Here is a 15752-nt window from a genome sequence, read left to right on the forward strand (position 1 = left end):
CCCGATAACTATCGGGAGGGTCGGGCTTTACGTTGCAAGTCCTCGCACCAAAAAAAGGTGCTGTGGGCTTTCCACTGCAATCCCTAACGCGGGCAAGCACGATGGTTAACCACTAAAATTAAATTTGGTGGCTAACCATTTGGCTTGTAAAACAAATAAAAAAGAATACTTTTGCAATATGAGTTTTAAACACATATCAATATTATTAACAGCGCTTTTTTTAATGGCTTTTGGGCTTCCAAAAAACATTCAAAAAAAGGTAGATAAAGAAATTAAAAGCACTTTTAATATTGAAACCTTTTCGTTTAATGCCAAAGCAATCCCTCAAGACATTGCAAAAAATCTACCATCAAAATTCGAAGAGAACAATTTATTCAAAATAGAAACGGACAGCGAACTTTTAGGATACGCTTACGTTGCAAAAGCGCCAAGTAAAACCGATGAGTTTGATTATTTGGTATTACTCGATAAAAATTTAGTGGTTTTAAAAGCCAAAGTACTCATATATCGCGAAGATTATGGCGCCGAAATTGGCAGCAAACGCTGGTTAAAACAATTTACAGGTAAAACCCAAACCGATAGTTTAAATTATGGCGATAATATAGCCGCCATTTCCGGAGCAACCATTTCGGTTCGCTCCATGACCAAAGCCATGAACGATTTATTGAAATCTTTAAAAATCCTTCATTCTAAAAATATATTATAAATGCAGCTAAACGGATTAATATTTACGCTTCCCAAAGAGATTAAATTATTAATCGGTGCTTTTATTATTGTATTAAGTATAGGTTTTTTTACAGGATTATTGTTTGTTGGCGAAACATCTTCAACAAACCCAAATGGTATTGAAGAACAGTATTTAGGCAATGAAGACGATGAAAATGCCACCGTGATGCGCTTTAAAAAAAGCGATCAAGAAATGCTAACCTTGGTGCATAACCATATTTTATCCATGGCTATTATTTTCTTTTTAGTCGGGCTTTTGGTAGCCATAACAAACTTAAACAACAAGCTTAAATTGTTCTTAATTGTGGAGCCATTTGTATCGGTCATGCTCACCTTTGGCGGATTGTATCTCTTATGGAAAGGCATGCTTTGGATGAAGTATATTGTTATGTTTTCTGGTATTTTAATGACTCTTACCTATTCTCTATCCGTATTAATAATATTAAAACAATTATTTCAAAAAAGATAATTAGTATGCTGTTATTCTAAATAACCCGTTGTGCATTTTGAAAAAATTCTGTCAATTCGAGTGAATTTTACGATTGGAATGAGTAAAATTTGTATCGAGAATAAGAATTTTAAATTGAAATTGATTCTCGATACAATTTTTCGTGCCTCAAAATCACTCGAATTGACATATTGATAATTTTTTCCATTCAAAATGCACAACAGATTCTAAATACTTAATAATTACCTCAGTAAAATATAATTACTTGAAGTTACGACAGCGTCGGAATCAGCGATTTTCAGAGATAATGAGCTGTATAAAAGAGGTTTGAATTCCAAATCAAGGAATATAAAATAAAAGCTAGATAAATATTTTAAAGTATCATGCACCAAAGCCAATGGTGCACAGCAATTTCCTAATAAATCGTTTTAATTTTTTGGTTCGTTTTGTATCAAGACAAAATGAACGTATCAAAAAAATATATTTACTGCGGAACACGCGATGCTTTTTCCGTATTTTTATTCAATCATGCGATGGAAAAATCTTTTTATAATAATTATAATTTTCAGCAATTCCGTTTCAGCCAAAGAATGGAGAAACCTAAAAACCTACCAAAAAACCACTCAAAAGCAAAATCTGTCATCATCAGATTGGTTAAAATCAGACCGACTAAAAAACACCTTGGTTTGGCAGCGCGCCAATCACTATAATTTAATCCATAATTTACCAAAAGAATACAGTAATATTAACCAGCGTAAAGCTTTTTACATGTGGTTGTACAACGAGCTTGATAAAAAAGGGCACGAGGTAGTTTGGGTTAAAATGGCACACTATATTTCTACCAAATTACGTACAATGGAATCGTTTCCCTTTGCCATATTTACGAGCAAAAGAATTTTAAAGTATGCCAATAGTGGCAGCGAATTGGTTTTTAACGATGCCTTTGTGTCGTTAAATTCAATATACCAATCCCATAAAATATTCACAGGGAACAACGCTGTGCAATGGGATAGGGATATGCTGTACAAAGAGCAATATTTTTGGATTGCTCCTATTTACAAAACCATGGACGAACGAAGCCTGAAGAAGTTTCAGCGTATCGCTAAAGGAACATTTTTGTATGCGTGGGTGGTGCCAAAGGCCATTCGGTTTAAAGGCAACCTTTCAAAAGCCGAAGCGCGATATAAATACGCCTTCGATACATTGAGGGCGTATTGCAAAAACAGATACAAATAATTAACAATTACTTGATATTTATATTGTATATTTGCACGCAATTTAACGCTAATTGCAAAATGACTTCACAACAAAATAAAATATTAGGAGAAGGTTTAACTTACGACGACGTTCTTTTGGTTCCAGCATTCTCAGAAGTACTTCCTCGCGAGGTCAATATCCAAACCAAATTCACACGCAACATTACCATTAACGTGCCCATTATTTCGGCGGCCATGGATACCGTTACCGAAAGTAAAATGGCCATAGCTATGGCGCAAGAAGGCGGCATTGGTGTACTGCACAAAAACATGACAATTGAAGAGCAGGCCTTAAAAGTTAGAAGGGTAAAGCGTGCGGAAAGCGGTATGATTATCGATCCGGTTACTTTACCACTCAATGCAAAGGTTGGTGATGCTAAACAATATATGGCCGAATATGGTATTGGAGGTATTCCTATTGTTAGTGAAGACCGCACGTTAAAAGGCATTGTTACCAATCGCGATTTGCGTTTCGAACACGATAACACGCGGCTAATTAGTGAGGTTATGACGAGTGAAAATCTAGTTACATCAGCTATAGGCACCTCGTTGCAAGATGCTGAAAAGATTCTCCAAAAACATAAAATTGAAAAGCTACTTATTGTTGATGATAACTTTAAACTATCGGGTTTAATTACCTTTAGGGATATTACAAAAGTTACCCAAAAACCCAATGCCAATAAAGACCAATACGGCCGTTTACGTGTGGCTGCGGCCATTGGCGTTACCGGTGATGCGGTTGAAAGGGCAGAAGCTTTAGTAAACGCCGGTGTTGATGCCGTAGTTATCGATACGGCGCATGGGCACACAAAAGGCGTGGTGTTGGTGTTAAAAGAAATAAAATCCAAATTCCCAGACCTTGATGTGATTGTGGGCAACATTGCAACGGCCGAAGCAGCAAGATATTTGGTTGATGCCGGTGCCGATGCCGTAAAAGTTGGTATTGGTCCAGGTTCTATTTGTACCACGCGCGTTATCGCAGGTGTTGGTTTTCCACAGTTCTCGGCAGTGATAGAAGTCGCCGAGGCTATAAAAGGAAGTGGTGTTCCGGTAATTGCAGATGGCGGCATCCGTTATACTGGCGATATACCCAAAGCAATTGCTGCGGGAGCAGATACGGTGATGCTTGGTTCGCTTTTAGCGGGAACCAAAGAATCGCCCGGAGAGACCATTATTTACGAAGGTCGAAAGTTTAAATCGTATCGAGGTATGGGTTCTGTTGAAGCCATGAAACAGGGTAGTAAAGACCGTTATTTTCAGGATGTTGAAGACGATATTAAAAAATTAGTGCCAGAAGGTATTGTTGGGCGTGTGCCGTACAAAGGCGATTTATACGAAAGCATTCACCAATTTATCGGTGGTTTACGTGCTGGCATGGGATATTGTGGCGCTAAAGACATCGCAACGCTAAAAGAAACTGGGCGCTTTGTGAAAATCACGGCGAGTGGTATTAACGAAAGCCATCCGCACGACGTTACCATTACCAAAGAATCTCCTAACTATTCAAGATAGTTTTTAATGAGCTTATTGAGCCGATTTATTGTCGGGAGTACATTTTATTAAAAGATGATATATAAAAAAAGCGCATATAGTATATGCGCTTTTACTTTTGCTATTAATCATAGGGACTTACAAGAAGTATGTTGTCAATCTCAACGATGTAGCAAATGTATGATGATAAATCGTCAAAAAAATTGATGTATGATAATAAATTCAGTTGTTTGATAATTCTTTTCTAATGCGACTCAAACTTTCGGTGGTAATACCCAAATAAGATGCAATATGATAGTTTTTTAAACATTGCTGGATACTCTGAAAAGTATTAACAAAATTAATGTAGCGTTCGGTTGCAGATTGAGATAAACTTGCCAAAATACGCTTTTGGAAGGCAGCAAACGCACGCTCTAATTTTATCCTAAAAAAGGTTTCTACTTTGGGTATTTTCGCATACAAAAAGTCTTTATCTTCTTTCGAAATCCGGTACAACGTAGCATCTTGCAGCACTTCTATGGTAAGTATGGCTTTTGAATTTGAAAAAAACGCGGTAAAATCACTCATCCACCAATCATTGCAACCAAACTGTACCGTATATTCCTTTCCTTTAGAATTTATATGAAAGGAGCGTAAGCATCCATCTTCAATATAATATTGCGCATCAACTACATCGCCGGCTTTTAACAATATTGCGCCTTTTTTGTAGGTTTCTTTATGAAACAAAGCATCAATAATCTTTATTTCTTGATTTGAGAAAGTAAGATTTTTGAATATTTTTTTTGCTATGTAAGTGTGAGTATCCACCCTGAGTAAATTAAACCTTTAAAGTACGAAAAATCGCTTTATGCGCATATTAAAGTCGTTATATTATATGATAAACTAGTCAATCTACTTTAATGCAAAAAAACACGTTGCTTTTATGATGAGATTCCTTCCTTTTAATATCATATAATACTTTACTGTGTTGAAAATAAGTTTGTTGAGATTGTATAAATTAACAATTAAAGGTTTTAATTACATGCTTAAGTACGTTAAAACTATAACAGGAGCCGTCTTAATTATGCTTCATAAATAATAAGTTTTCAATTCTTTTTCTATTTTAGTTGTATGCAAGAGGATTTTCTACATTACGTCTGGCAACACAAAAAATTTGATGCATCTAATTTAAAAACCACCGATGCAGAACCGGTTTCCATAGTTTCGGTTGGACAACACAATAGCAATTCTGGACCTGATTTTTTTAACGCCCAACTAAAAATTGACGACCAGCTTTGGGCGGGAAATGTAGAAATTCATATTAAATCTTCCGATTGGTTTTTGCACAATCACGAGCAAGACAAGACTTATGATAATGTAATTCTACACGTGGTTTGGGAACACGATACCAATATTTACAGAAAGAATAACACGGCAATACCCACTTTGGAGCTGAAAGATTACACCTTTACTTCGGCGTTAAATAATTACAATAAATTGTTTTCTAAAAAGAATCATTGGATTAATTGTGAAAATGAATTTGAAAGTGTTGACGGTTTTATAATCCAAAATTGGTTAGAGCGTTTGTATTTTGAGCGATTGGAGCGAAAATCTGAAGATATAAACCAACTTTTAAAAACATCAAAAAACGATTGGGAGGCCGTTTTATTTAAAATGCTTGCCAAAAATTTCGGACTTAAAGTTAATGCCGATGCCTTTTTAAGTATGGCAAATACTGTAGATTTTTCAATTATTAGAAAACTGCAAAATAGCCAAACCAGTTTGGAAGCCTTGTTTTTTGGTCAAGCTGATTTGTTGAACGCTGATGTTGAAGATGCTTATTTTCAAAATTTAGTAAAAGAATATCAATTTTTAAAACAGAAATTTACATTAAACAATAACAATGTAACCTCGGTTCAGTTTTTTAGATTACGGCCACCAAATTTTCCAACCGTACGCTTATCGCAATTAGCAAGCTTATATCACAAAGAGCAAAATCTGTTTTCAAAACTTAATACAATAAACAATATTGAAGATTTTTACACCCTATTTTCGGTACAAACATCAGCGTTTTGGGACTCGCATTACACGTTCGATAAAGTTTCAAAAACATCAAAAAAACAACTCACCAAAACGTTTATCGATTTGTTAATGATTAATACCATTATTCCTATAAAATTCGCTTATGCAAAGTATCAAGGCAAACAGGTTGAAGCAGATATCGTAAAGCTAATGCAGCACATTTCTTCAGAAAATAACAGTGTTATCGAAAAATTCAATGCGCTTAAAAAAGTATCGACTTCCGCTTTACAATCCCAAGGGTTGCTTCAGCTAAAAAATGAATATTGCAGTAAAAATAAATGCTTGCAATGTGCCGTGGGAAACACACTTTTAAACAAATAAAGGTATAAACTTTTAAACTATAAAAGGAAGTGTTAAATTGCAACATGAACATTTTCTACAAACCCTTATTGTTTTTTCAAAAGCACGGATATTATGTTTGTCAGCGAATTGCAGACAGGTTTGGTATTCGGGCTAAAGTGGTGCGTACAACGTTTATGTATCTTACTTTTGTAACCGTTGGTTTTGGTTTTGCACTCTACTTATTTTTGGCTTTTTGGATGCACGTTAAAGATTTGGTTTATACAAAACGCTCATCGGTTTTTGATTTATGAATCCACTAATAAAAATTTTTAGAACAAAAATTTACACAGCAATTTTTCTGTTGATTCTTTTAGTGGGCATTGGTGTTGTTGGTTTTAAATCGATGTCTTATTACACCTGGATCGATGCACTTTACATGACCGTTATAACCATAACTACTGTTGGTTTTAAAGAGGTTCACCCATTAGATGATGCCACAAAAATTTTCACTATATTTTTAATTTTAACAAGTGTTATTATATTAGGATATGCCTTATCTGTGATTACCGAATATATTTTAAGTAAGAATAATTTTGAAGAATTAAAACAAAAAAAGATGCAGAAAAAGATTGATAGTTTAAAAAACCACATTATAATTTGTGGTTACGGAAGAAATGGAAGACAAGCTGCAAGAAAATTATTTGCCTACAATAAACCATTTGTCATTATTGAAAAAAATAAAGAATTAGTCGATAAAACTGGAAATGAAGAAACCCCGTTTGTGTTGGGTAACGCCAGTGAAGATGACACCTTATTGCAGGCGGGAATTGATAGAGCATCGTGTTTAATAACGGCTTTGCCAAACGATGCCGATAATTTATTTATCGTACTTTCTGCCCGACAAATTAATAAGGATATAAACATTATAAGTCGCGCTTCTCAAGAAACCTCGTATAAAAAATTAAAACTTGCAGGTGCCAACAATGTTATTTTACCAGATAAAATTGGTGGCGACCACATGGCTTCGTTGGTCGTGGTTCCGGGACTCATGGAATTTGTGGACAACCTGTCAATCGTTGGGAAATCCAATATAAATATTGAAGAGATTGCTGTCGAAAAACTTACCAAAGAAATAAAAACCATTAAAGATTTAGATCTTAGAAAAAAAACCGGTTGTTCTGTGATTGGATATAAAGATGAAAACGGCGAATATATAGTAAATCCCGAAGCTGATTTGGATCTTGCACCGCATTCAAAAATTATAGTTTTAGGTCGGCCAGAGCAAATTGAAGTGCTTAATTCTGTATATAATATTGATTAGCGGATTCTCTATTTAACAGCCAATTGTTTTAAAAAATCAAATATTTTTAGCATCTTGCTAGCCTTAAATATAAATTCCTTAATAAAACTAACTAACAATAGACAATTATGAAGAAGTGTCTTCTTTCAATTTTCACATTATTATTACCCATTTTAACATACGCACAAGACATCGAAGAATTAAGTTTTGGCCAACGCATCGATAAGGCTTTCCAGCCCGTTGCAGATTGGTGGGAAGGCTTTGTTTTAACACCTGTAAGCTTAGGCGTATATAATGTTCCTTTTGTGGTAATTTTATTGGTATTGGGAGCCACGTTTTTTACGATCTATTTTGGTTTTCCTAATATTCGAAGATTTCCTTTGGCTATAAATACGGTTCGAGGAAAATATGATGATATTGAAGGCGGTCACCATGCTGAAGATAAAGTAGCAGTTAATATTGTTGATGGCGATTTGCCAGATACGATTCGAGATGAAAGTAAAGAAGGTGAAGTAAGCCATTTTCAAGCTTTGGCAACGGCCGTTTCCGGTACCGTAGGTTTGGGTAATATTGCTGGTGTTGCCGTGGCTATTGCTATTGGTGGACCGGGCGCCACTTTTTGGATGATTGTTTGTGGGTTAATAGGCATGTCTACAAAATTTGTTGAATGTACATTGGGTGTAAAATATAGAGATGTTGGCGAGGATGGAACCGTTTATGGCGGCCCCATGTATTACTTGTCAAAAGGATTGCAAGAGCGCGGTTTTAAAGGTATAGGGAAATTTTTAGCGGTATTGTTCGCCATACTTTGTGTGGGGGCTTCGTTTGGTGGCGGTAATGCATTTCAATCCAATCAAGCGGCGCAACAATTATCCGATTTGGTGGGATGGAATTTTCAAACGGCTGGCTTTTGGATAGGCTTGGTTATTGCCGTAATAGTTGCCATTGTAATTATTGGAGGTATTAAAAGAATAGCTACCGTAACTGAAAGAATAGTGCCTTTTATGGCTGGTATTTATGTGTTGGCAGCCTTAATTATTATTGGTGCCAATTATAGATTTATCGATGATGCCTTTACTTTAATTATAGAAGGAGCCTTCACGCCCATGGCGGGATTAGGTGGAATCGTTGGGGTGCTTATTGTTGGGTTTCAACGTGCGGCTTTCTCAAATGAAGCCGGGGCAGGTTCTGCGGCCATTGCACATTCTGCCGTAAAAACCAAATATCCAGCTTCAGAAGGTGTTGTTGCTTTATTGGAGCCATTTATCGATACCGTGGTTATTTGTACCATGACCGCTTTGGTGATTATCTTTTTTAATATGGATGATGTATCAACCGTTCAAGCGGCATTTACTTATGGAGGCGACGGCGGCGGAAATGTTATTTTAAAGGAAACAGGTAAAGCCGTTGGGGGCGTAGAGCTTACCTCTAGGGCGTTTGACGCTGTGATACCTCACTTTTCATATGTGTTAACGGTTGCCATTATTTTGTTTGCTTTTTCAACCATGATATCGTGGTCGTACTACGGGTTGCAATCTTGGAAATTTTTATTCGGTAGAGGCAAAGGAGCAGATTTAGCCTATAAAGTTTTGTTTTTAATTTTTGTGGTTATTGGAGCTTCAACCACGCTTAATGCGGTAATTAAATTCTCTGATGCTATGATTTTAGCATTGGTTTTCCCGAACATGATTGGGCTTTTCTTCTTATTTCCTAAAGTAAAAGAAGAAATGAGTAAATATATGGGCGCCATTAAAGCGAGTAAAGAGAAGAAGTAATGCTATGAAAAGGAATAATTTGAAACAGCCAAACTGAATTTTGTCCATTAAAGATAATTATAAGGCTGTTGCATTTTACTAATTAAAAACCATAAATGTATACAGATGAAATCCCATTTCACGTTTTCTAAAGAGCAACGAAATGGGATTTTTTTATTGATACTTTTAATCATAATTCTACAGGCTGTTTATTTTTATGTTGTGCCGTTAACTGGTAACGAATCAAATGCGATAACGGTAAGTCAACACGAACTCTTAAAGTTTCAAAAAGAAATTGATTCCCTAAAACGTGTTGAACTTGAATCGAGACAACCAAAAATTTATCCTTTCAACCCCAATTATATTACCGATTATAAAGGTGCTTCCTTGGGTATGTCAAACGAAGAAATAGACCGCTTGCATGCCTTTAGAAAACAGGGCAAATGGGTAAACAGCACTAAAGAGTTTCAGCAAGTCACCAAAATATCAGATTCGCTTTTAAAGGCCATATCGCCTTATTTTAAATTCCCCGATTGGGTAACAAATCCCAAACCAAAAACCAATGCCGTGGTGTACAACAATACACCAAAAACCTTTGCTCAAAAACAAGATTTAAATACAGCAACTGCAAAGCAATTACAAAAAGTAAATGGTGTGGGAGCCTATTATTCTGAGCGTATTGTAAAATTAAGAAACTCATTTTCCGGTGGTTTTATTGCCGATGTTCAGCTTCAGGATGTTTACGGACTAAAACCTGAAGTCATTGAAAAAATCACGGATCAGTTTACCGTTAAAACCCCAAGACAAATCAAAAAAATCAATATAAATAACGCTGAAATCGAAGACCTGGTTACCATACAGCATATCGATTACGATTTGGCACACGAAATTGTTGAGCAACGTAAATTAAGAGACGGGTACAAATCCTTAGACGAATTAAAAAAAGTTAAAGACTTTCCTGTAAATAAATTCGAGATAATTAAATTATATTTGTCGATAGATTAGGCAATCGAATTGAAAGAAAAAAACGCTAATGGATACAATGTACTTCACCGAAGAGCATCAACTTTTTAGAAAAAGTTTACAGGATTTTTTAACCAAAGAAGTCGTTCCGCATATTGATAAATGGGAAAGCAATGGACATATTGAACATTTCATATGGAAAAAAATGGGCGATATGGGCTTTTTCGGAATCAATTACCCGGAGGCTTATGGCGGACTGAATTTAGACCTTTTTTATACCGTTATTCTTCTTGAAGAGCTTCAAAAAATAAACTCTGGTGGTTTTGCCGCAGCCATTTGGGCGCACTGTTATTTGGCCATGACGCATCTTAATGCCGAAGGCAATCACGACATTAAGGAGCATTATTTAGCACCAAGTATTGCTGGCGACAAAATAGGATGCTTGTGCATTACCGAACCTTTTGGCGGTAGCGATGTAGCGGGCATGCGCACTACAGCGGTTAAAAATGGCGACCATTATATTATAAACGGATCAAAAACATTTATCACCAATGGCGTGGTAAGCGATTATTTGGTAGTAGCGGCCAAAACAAACCCCGAATTGGGCAACAAAGGCATTAGTATTTTTGTTATCGATAGAGAAACACCAGGTGTGTCGGCAACCAAATTGGATAAGTTGGGTTGGCGGGCATCCGATACCGGAGAAATAGCTTTCGATAATGTTAAGGTTCCGGCAAGCAATTTGTTGGGCGAAGAAAATAAAGGCTTCCCGTATATTATGCAGCATTTCTCGTTAGAGCGTTTAATTATGGGCGTAAACGCACATGCCAGAGCAGAATACGCTTTGGAGTATGCACTAAAATACATGTCTGAGCGTATGGCTTTTGGAAAATCCATCGATAAATTTCAAGCCTTACGCCACACCGTAGCTGAACTTTATGCCGACATGGAAATATGTAAAACCTTTAACTACGCAGTGGCTTACAGATTAAACAAAGGCGAGTACGTGGTAAAAGAAGCGTCGATGTCCAAGCTTAAATCTACCAAAATGGCCGACGAGGTTATTTACCAATGTCTCCAATTTTTAGGTGGCTACGGCTATATGGAAGATTACCCCATGGCAAGACTGCTGCGCGATAGCCGCTTAGGGCCAATAGGTGGAGGCACTTCTGAAATCTTAAAAGAGATTATCGCAAAAATCATTATTGATAAAAAGGATTATAAACCAGCCACTTAATCTTGATTAATGAATTTTGTGAAAATGGTTTTTCCATTCGCAAAAATCATTATTGATAAAAAGGATTACAAGCCAGCCACTTAATTTTGATTAATGGGTTTTGCGAAAATGGTTTTTCCATTCGCAAAAATCATTATTGATAAAAAGGATTACAAGCCCTAACGTGCTTATTTGCTGCCTATAGTTTTAAATTTAAAATTGTTTTGTTTATTTATTAATCTAACTTATAATTCGGTACTGATATTTTTTTTACAAAAATTAATCCGTCGTATGTTTTTGTGTAAATTTTACTAACCATAATCTTGTGTAGTGGTTTAGGTTGATAACCTCCACCACCAATTAATAAATGTTTGTTCTTTTTATTAAAAAAATTAGAAGAACCACTTTCAACTGCTTTCTGAAAATCAATAAAAAAAATGTCTTTATCGACGGCCATTAGTGTCTTAGCATATGTTTTTTTAAACGGTTTTTCTATTTGGTAAGTTTTCCAATGATTCCCTTTCTTTTTATCAATTACAAAACCAATTATTTTTCCAACACCAAAGTCGAAACCTAGACTGTAGTAATCTTCTTTATAATAATCTTTTAAATGACGACCTAAATTAATTATATTGCTTCCTGTGTAATACATTTCCCTTTTGTTAATATGCTCATTATGAGCCCATATAAAAGTTTTACTATTTCTAGATTCATTTTCTACAATGTATTTTACATTTTCGAACATTTTCAAGTCTCTAAATTCAGTACTTTCTGGGTTTTTAGTTTTAACCTTTGATGCATATAGAGTGTAATTTATTAAATAATCTAAACTCCTTATTACAGGTTTAAAGTCTTCATCTTTTATTTGTGAATTCAGTATTTGTTTTTTTAGTTTATTTAATTCTGGGAGTTTTACTTGCCACCAATTTTCAGATTTGCCATAATCTATTTTTTTGTTTGAGCAACTATCTGCAATCATTAGAAGGTTTTCCTCGATATTGATGTTATGGCTTTTAATAAATTCTCGTATTTCTTTGCTAAGATTTTTACCTGTTTGAATATCCATTCCATAAAATCGAATTTGATTTTCTTTCGTTTTATTTAAATTATAGTTTCTCATCCATTGCAATAAGTTTACAATTTCTTTAGTATGCCAAAAACCGATATTAAAATTTTTAGCAATTGTTTTAACATCTCCTTTTCCGCCACCTATCCATTCGTTTATTCCAGATTCAGCTTGATAAGATTCTTCCATTATAAAAGTTTTTACACCTTGAGTTTTTACCAAATGTTTGAAAAATTTAGCTTTTATATCAAAAAACTCTTTTGTATTATGAGAAGCTTCTCCAAACCCATAGATTATAGCATTGGTAAATTTATCAGGTGTATTGTTTTTAAAAATTTTTAGTTCAGAATCAGGACTTGAGTCTTCAATTTCTATTGAATTATTGGTTATCCAATCTATCGTTTTCTTATTTTGAGAGCTGATAAGAAATGGTAAAATAAATATGAGAATTGAAAGTGTCTTTTTCATTCGAAATGTTTGTCTTGAATGTTCTACAATGGCTTCTAAGTATATGAATCCGTTTTAATACTTCGATAAGCTTGGTAACAGATTGATGTGCACCGTTACTGAAACAATCCCTATATTTATACGGGACAGCACAAGTAAACGAAGTTATCATTTTTCTGACTAAATCAAACATCGTTTGTCATTAAAAATCATTTTTAAAAAATAATAAATTTTATAATTGTGAATTTCAAATTACTTTCTATATTTGCAGCCTGAAAATTCTAAAAGAGAGGAGGTTAAGACACTATGTTAATAATACCAGTAAAAGAAGGAGAAAATATAGATAGAGCGTTAAAGCGTTACAAGCGTAAGTTTGTAAGAACAACGGTTAAAAACCAGTTGCAAGAACGCAAACAGTTTAACAAACCTTCAGTTGTACGTAGAGCACAGATTCAAAAAGCACAGTACATTCAAAGTTTAAGAGATGCAGAAGAAGTATAGTATCTGCTACTTATAAAATAAAAATCCCGCTTATTAAAAGCGGGATTTTTTTTTATTCCTTTAAAACTTTGTACTTTTAACTTTGTACTTTTAACTTAAAGAATGTCCTTCAAATCCTTCACAGATTATCTGCGATTAGAAAAAAACTATTCGGCATTAACGGTAAATGCCTATCAAAATGATTTGGAGAATTTTTCAGCATTCATAAAAACCGAATACGGCACCCATACCATTAATAAGGTTAATTACCCACAAATAAGACAATGGATTGTTTCCTTGGTAGAAAGCGGACTAACAAACCGAAGTGTTAATCGTAAAATATCAGCGCTAAGCACCTATTATAAATTTCTTTTAAAAATTGACGACATTAAAGTCAATCCGCTCGCCAAACACAAAGCTTTAAAAACGAGTAAAAAAATTCAAGTCCCTTTTTCAGAAGATGAAATCATGAAGGTTTTAAATGATATGCAATTTGATGATGATTTCGAGGGCATTCGCAACAAACTAATCATCGAATTATTTTATACCACAGGTATAAGGCGCATAGAACTGATTGAGCTCAAGCTAAGCAGTATTGATTTAGATAACAAAACGTTAAAAGTGCTGGGAAAGCGAAATAAAGAGCGCATCGTCCCGTTATTAAATTCAGTAACGCAAACAATAAGGCAATATTTAACTTCAAGGCATAAATTAGAACACATGGCAGATGCCGATAAGCTGTTTTTAACGGAAAAAGGAGTTAAAATATACGAAACACTTGTTTACAGAATAATAAATGATTATTTTAGTTTGGCATCATCTAAAGTAAAAAAGAGTCCGCATATATTAAGACATTCATTTGCAACCCATTTACTTAACCAAGGTGCCGATTTAAATGCAGTAAAAGAGCTTTTGGGACACAGCAGTTTAGCGTCAACCCAAGTTTATACGCATAACAGTATAGCCGAACTTAAAAAAGTGCATGTAAAGGCACATCCTAGAAGTGAAAAATAAAAGTTTATTTTTAACCTAATAGAAAGAACATGTGAGCAGCCGTAATTATTAAGTATATATCAAAATAATATGATTATTGGCAATTTACATTTGATCAATTTAATAACCTAAAAAAGAATAACCGATGAAAGTAAACACACAATCAGTTAATTTTAACGCAGATCAAAAGTTAATAGATTTTATTCAAAAACGCATGGATAAATTGGATTTGTTTTATGATAAAGTAATAAAATCAGATGTTTATTTAAAATTAGAAAACACGAGTATTAAAGAAAATAAAATTTTTGAGGCAAGGGTAAGTGTTCCAGGAGATAGCTTTGTTGTAAAAAAACAATGTAAAAGTTTTGAAGAAGGTGCAGACATGGCTGTTTCGTCTCTTGAAAGGCAGCTAAAAAAGCGAAAAGAGAAATTAAGAGCACATTTATAATAAAATTTCTTAAAAAATGTTTTGAATAAAAAAATAAATCTATACATTTGCAGTCCGTTAGAAATAGCGGGCTTTTTTTATGCTAAAAAAGTGTAAAAAAGCCGATGTAGCTCAGCTGGCTAGAGCAGCTGATTTGTAATCAGCAGGTCGTGGGTTCGAGTCCCTCCATCGGCTCAAAAATTGAAATATTGAAAACATTTTGAAATTCAAGGTTTTAGAGTTTGAATTTTGAATAGTTTGGGGAGATACTCAAGCGGCCAACGAGGGCAGACTGTAAATCTGCTGACTACGTCTTCGCAGGTTCGAATCCTGCTCTCCCCACAAAAGTTTTTGCTTCGGCAGAAATTAAGAATTCCGAAAAGCAAAAAAAAAGCAAAGCTCGATAAGGAGATTTGTTTTGGGTTTTAGGAATCGTTCATAAAGGTATTGAACACCAATTGACTGAATTCTTCAATCAATTTCTGCTTCTTTGGGGGTTGAAATTTGATTTTTTTATTGGAACTCATTCAAAGAATTGCGGGAGTAGCTCAGTTGGTAGAGCGTCAGCCTTCCAAGCTGAATGTCGCCAGTTCGAACCTGGTCTCCCGCTCTAAAATTCCTGCGAAGGCAGGAATCTCTTCTTTCATTATAGTACAATCAAAATAATGGTTGTTTTTGAGAGAATAGGAAATTAAAAACTTTACGCCGGTGTAGCTCAGGGGTAGAGCGTTTCCTTGGTAAGGAAGAGGTCACGAGTTCAAATCTCGTCATTGGCTCTATATTTAAAGAGTATAAAAAACGAATACACTAATATTATTATATAACTAAGATTAAAATTATTT

At 34.8% G+C, this 15752-nt stretch carries 15 protein-coding genes and 4 tRNA genes; 17 read left to right on the forward strand and 2 right to left on the reverse strand.

Annotated elements, in window-relative coordinates:
* Positions 1–178 precede the first annotated feature (178 nt).
* The 4 genes from RNZ46_RS11060 (at position 179) to guaB (ending at position 3942) form a co-directional block, all read left to right on the forward strand.
* Complete coding sequence (locus RNZ46_RS11060; RefSeq protein WP_316982262.1) at positions 179–706, forward strand: FMN-binding protein; 528 nt, start codon at positions 179–181, stop codon at positions 704–706.
* Entirely contained in the window at positions 707–1195 is a 489-nt protein-coding gene (locus RNZ46_RS11065; protein ID WP_316982263.1) for an Aq_1264-related membrane protein, read from the forward strand.
* Positions 1196–1702: 507 nt separating this feature from the next.
* Complete coding sequence (locus tag RNZ46_RS11070; RefSeq protein ID WP_316982264.1) at positions 1703–2410, forward strand: Insecticidal toxin complex protein; 708 nt, start codon at positions 1703–1705, stop codon at positions 2408–2410.
* A 59-nt stretch (positions 2411–2469) separates the two neighbouring features.
* Positions 2470–3942, forward strand: coding sequence for an IMP dehydrogenase (guaB, locus tag RNZ46_RS11075; protein ID WP_316982265.1), 1473 nt, complete (start codon positions 2470–2472; stop codon positions 3940–3942).
* A gap of 201 nt (positions 3943–4143) precedes the next feature.
* Here the strand turns inward: guaB and RNZ46_RS11080 are convergent, their stop codons facing one another.
* A complete protein-coding gene (locus RNZ46_RS11080; RefSeq protein ID WP_316982266.1) occupies positions 4144–4728 on the reverse strand; it encodes a Crp/Fnr family transcriptional regulator in 585 nt (194 codons plus the stop codon).
* Positions 4729–5031: 303 nt separating this feature from the next.
* Here RNZ46_RS11080 and RNZ46_RS11085 point away from each other — a divergent pair, with 303 nt between their 5' ends.
* From RNZ46_RS11085 to RNZ46_RS11110, 6 genes are all read left to right on the forward strand, one after another.
* Positions 5032–6303, forward strand: coding sequence for a DUF2851 family protein (locus RNZ46_RS11085; protein WP_316982267.1), 1272 nt, complete (start codon positions 5032–5034; stop codon positions 6301–6303).
* 44 nt (positions 6304–6347) lie between these two features.
* Positions 6348–6575: a PspC domain-containing protein gene (locus RNZ46_RS11090; RefSeq protein ID WP_311941535.1), complete on the forward strand. Its 228-nt coding sequence runs from the start codon at positions 6348–6350 to the stop codon at positions 6573–6575.
* A complete protein-coding gene (locus RNZ46_RS11095; RefSeq protein ID WP_316982268.1) occupies positions 6572–7585 on the forward strand; it encodes a potassium channel family protein in 1014 nt (337 codons plus the stop codon). The genes RNZ46_RS11090 and RNZ46_RS11095 overlap by 4 nt, the downstream gene beginning before the upstream one ends.
* 107 nt (positions 7586–7692) lie before the next feature.
* Positions 7693–9339, forward strand: coding sequence for an alanine/glycine:cation symporter family protein (locus tag RNZ46_RS11100; protein WP_316982269.1), 1647 nt, complete (start codon positions 7693–7695; stop codon positions 9337–9339).
* Positions 9340–9444: 105 nt separating this feature from the next.
* The gene (locus RNZ46_RS11105) at positions 9445–10323 is read left to right on the forward strand and encodes a ComEA family DNA-binding protein (RefSeq protein ID WP_316982270.1); all 879 of its coding nucleotides are present in this window, start codon (positions 9445–9447) and stop codon (positions 10321–10323) included.
* A gap of 28 nt (positions 10324–10351) precedes the next feature.
* Positions 10352–11518 carry an acyl-CoA dehydrogenase family protein gene (locus tag RNZ46_RS11110; RefSeq protein ID WP_316982271.1) on the forward strand — a complete coding sequence of 389 codons (1167 nt, stop codon included), beginning with the start codon at positions 10352–10354 and terminating at the stop codon, positions 11516–11518.
* 214 nt (positions 11519–11732) lie between these two features.
* On the opposite strand, the gene RNZ46_RS11115 is transcribed toward RNZ46_RS11110, so the two are convergent.
* Positions 11733–13031, reverse strand: a complete 1299-nt coding sequence (locus RNZ46_RS11115) for an erythromycin esterase family protein (protein ID WP_316982272.1) — start codon at positions 13029–13031, stop codon at positions 11733–11735.
* 285 nt (positions 13032–13316) lie between these two features.
* Between RNZ46_RS11115 and rpsU the strand changes: the two genes are divergently transcribed.
* From rpsU to RNZ46_RS11150, 7 genes are all read left to right on the forward strand, one after another.
* Positions 13317–13511: a 30S ribosomal protein S21 gene (gene rpsU, locus RNZ46_RS11120; RefSeq protein ID WP_316982273.1), complete on the forward strand. Its 195-nt coding sequence runs from the start codon at positions 13317–13319 to the stop codon at positions 13509–13511.
* Between the two features lie 102 nt (positions 13512–13613).
* Positions 13614–14504: a tyrosine-type recombinase/integrase gene (locus tag RNZ46_RS11125; RefSeq protein ID WP_316982274.1), complete on the forward strand. Its 891-nt coding sequence runs from the start codon at positions 13614–13616 to the stop codon at positions 14502–14504.
* A 124-nt stretch (positions 14505–14628) separates the two neighbouring features.
* Positions 14629–14931, forward strand: coding sequence for a ribosome hibernation-promoting factor, HPF/YfiA family (gene hpf, locus RNZ46_RS11130; protein ID WP_316982275.1), 303 nt, complete (start codon positions 14629–14631; stop codon positions 14929–14931).
* 100 nt (positions 14932–15031) lie between these two features.
* Positions 15032–15105 (forward strand) — tRNA-Thr (locus RNZ46_RS11135).
* 65 nt (positions 15106–15170) lie between these two features.
* Positions 15171–15252 (forward strand) — tRNA-Tyr (locus tag RNZ46_RS11140).
* A gap of 195 nt (positions 15253–15447) precedes the next feature.
* Positions 15448–15520, forward strand: a tRNA-Gly gene (locus tag RNZ46_RS11145).
* Positions 15521–15614: 94 nt separating this feature from the next.
* A tRNA-Thr gene (locus tag RNZ46_RS11150) sits at positions 15615–15686 on the forward strand.
* Positions 15687–15752 lie beyond the last annotated feature (66 nt).

The sequence above is a fragment of the Hwangdonia lutea genome (genome assembly GCF_032814565.1).
GTDB classification, from domain to species: domain Bacteria; phylum Bacteroidota; class Bacteroidia; order Flavobacteriales; family Flavobacteriaceae; genus Hwangdonia; species Hwangdonia lutea.

What these genes read in the sequence shown, in the direction of transcription:
- RNZ46_RS11060 (WP_316982262.1), top strand. Translation starts at nt 179, where the DNA reads ATGAGTTTTAAACACATATCAATATTATTAACAGCGCTTTTTTTAATG.
- RNZ46_RS11065 (WP_316982263.1), top strand. Translation starts at nt 707, where the DNA reads ATGCAGCTAAACGGATTAATATTTACGCTTCCCAAAGAGATTAAATTA.
- RNZ46_RS11070 (WP_316982264.1), top strand. Translation starts at nt 1,703, where the DNA reads ATGCGATGGAAAAATCTTTTTATAATAATTATAATTTTCAGCAATTCC.
- guaB (WP_316982265.1), top strand. Translation starts at nt 2,470, where the DNA reads ATGACTTCACAACAAAATAAAATATTAGGAGAAGGTTTAACTTACGAC.
- RNZ46_RS11085 (WP_316982267.1), top strand. Translation starts at nt 5,032, where the DNA reads ATGCAAGAGGATTTTCTACATTACGTCTGGCAACACAAAAAATTTGAT.
- RNZ46_RS11090 (WP_311941535.1), top strand. Translation starts at nt 6,348, where the DNA reads ATGAACATTTTCTACAAACCCTTATTGTTTTTTCAAAAGCACGGATAT.
- RNZ46_RS11095 (WP_316982268.1), top strand. Translation starts at nt 6,572, where the DNA reads ATGAATCCACTAATAAAAATTTTTAGAACAAAAATTTACACAGCAATT.
- RNZ46_RS11100 (WP_316982269.1), top strand. Translation starts at nt 7,693, where the DNA reads ATGAAGAAGTGTCTTCTTTCAATTTTCACATTATTATTACCCATTTTA.
- RNZ46_RS11105 (WP_316982270.1), top strand. Translation starts at nt 9,445, where the DNA reads ATGAAATCCCATTTCACGTTTTCTAAAGAGCAACGAAATGGGATTTTT.
- RNZ46_RS11110 (WP_316982271.1), top strand. Translation starts at nt 10,352, where the DNA reads ATGGATACAATGTACTTCACCGAAGAGCATCAACTTTTTAGAAAAAGT.
- RNZ46_RS11115 (WP_316982272.1), bottom strand. Translation starts at nt 13,031, where the DNA reads ATGAAAAAGACACTTTCAATTCTCATATTTATTTTACCATTTCTTATC.
- rpsU (WP_316982273.1), top strand. Translation starts at nt 13,317, where the DNA reads ATGTTAATAATACCAGTAAAAGAAGGAGAAAATATAGATAGAGCGTTA.
- RNZ46_RS11125 (WP_316982274.1), top strand. Translation starts at nt 13,614, where the DNA reads ATGTCCTTCAAATCCTTCACAGATTATCTGCGATTAGAAAAAAACTAT.
- hpf (WP_316982275.1), top strand. Translation starts at nt 14,629, where the DNA reads ATGAAAGTAAACACACAATCAGTTAATTTTAACGCAGATCAAAAGTTA.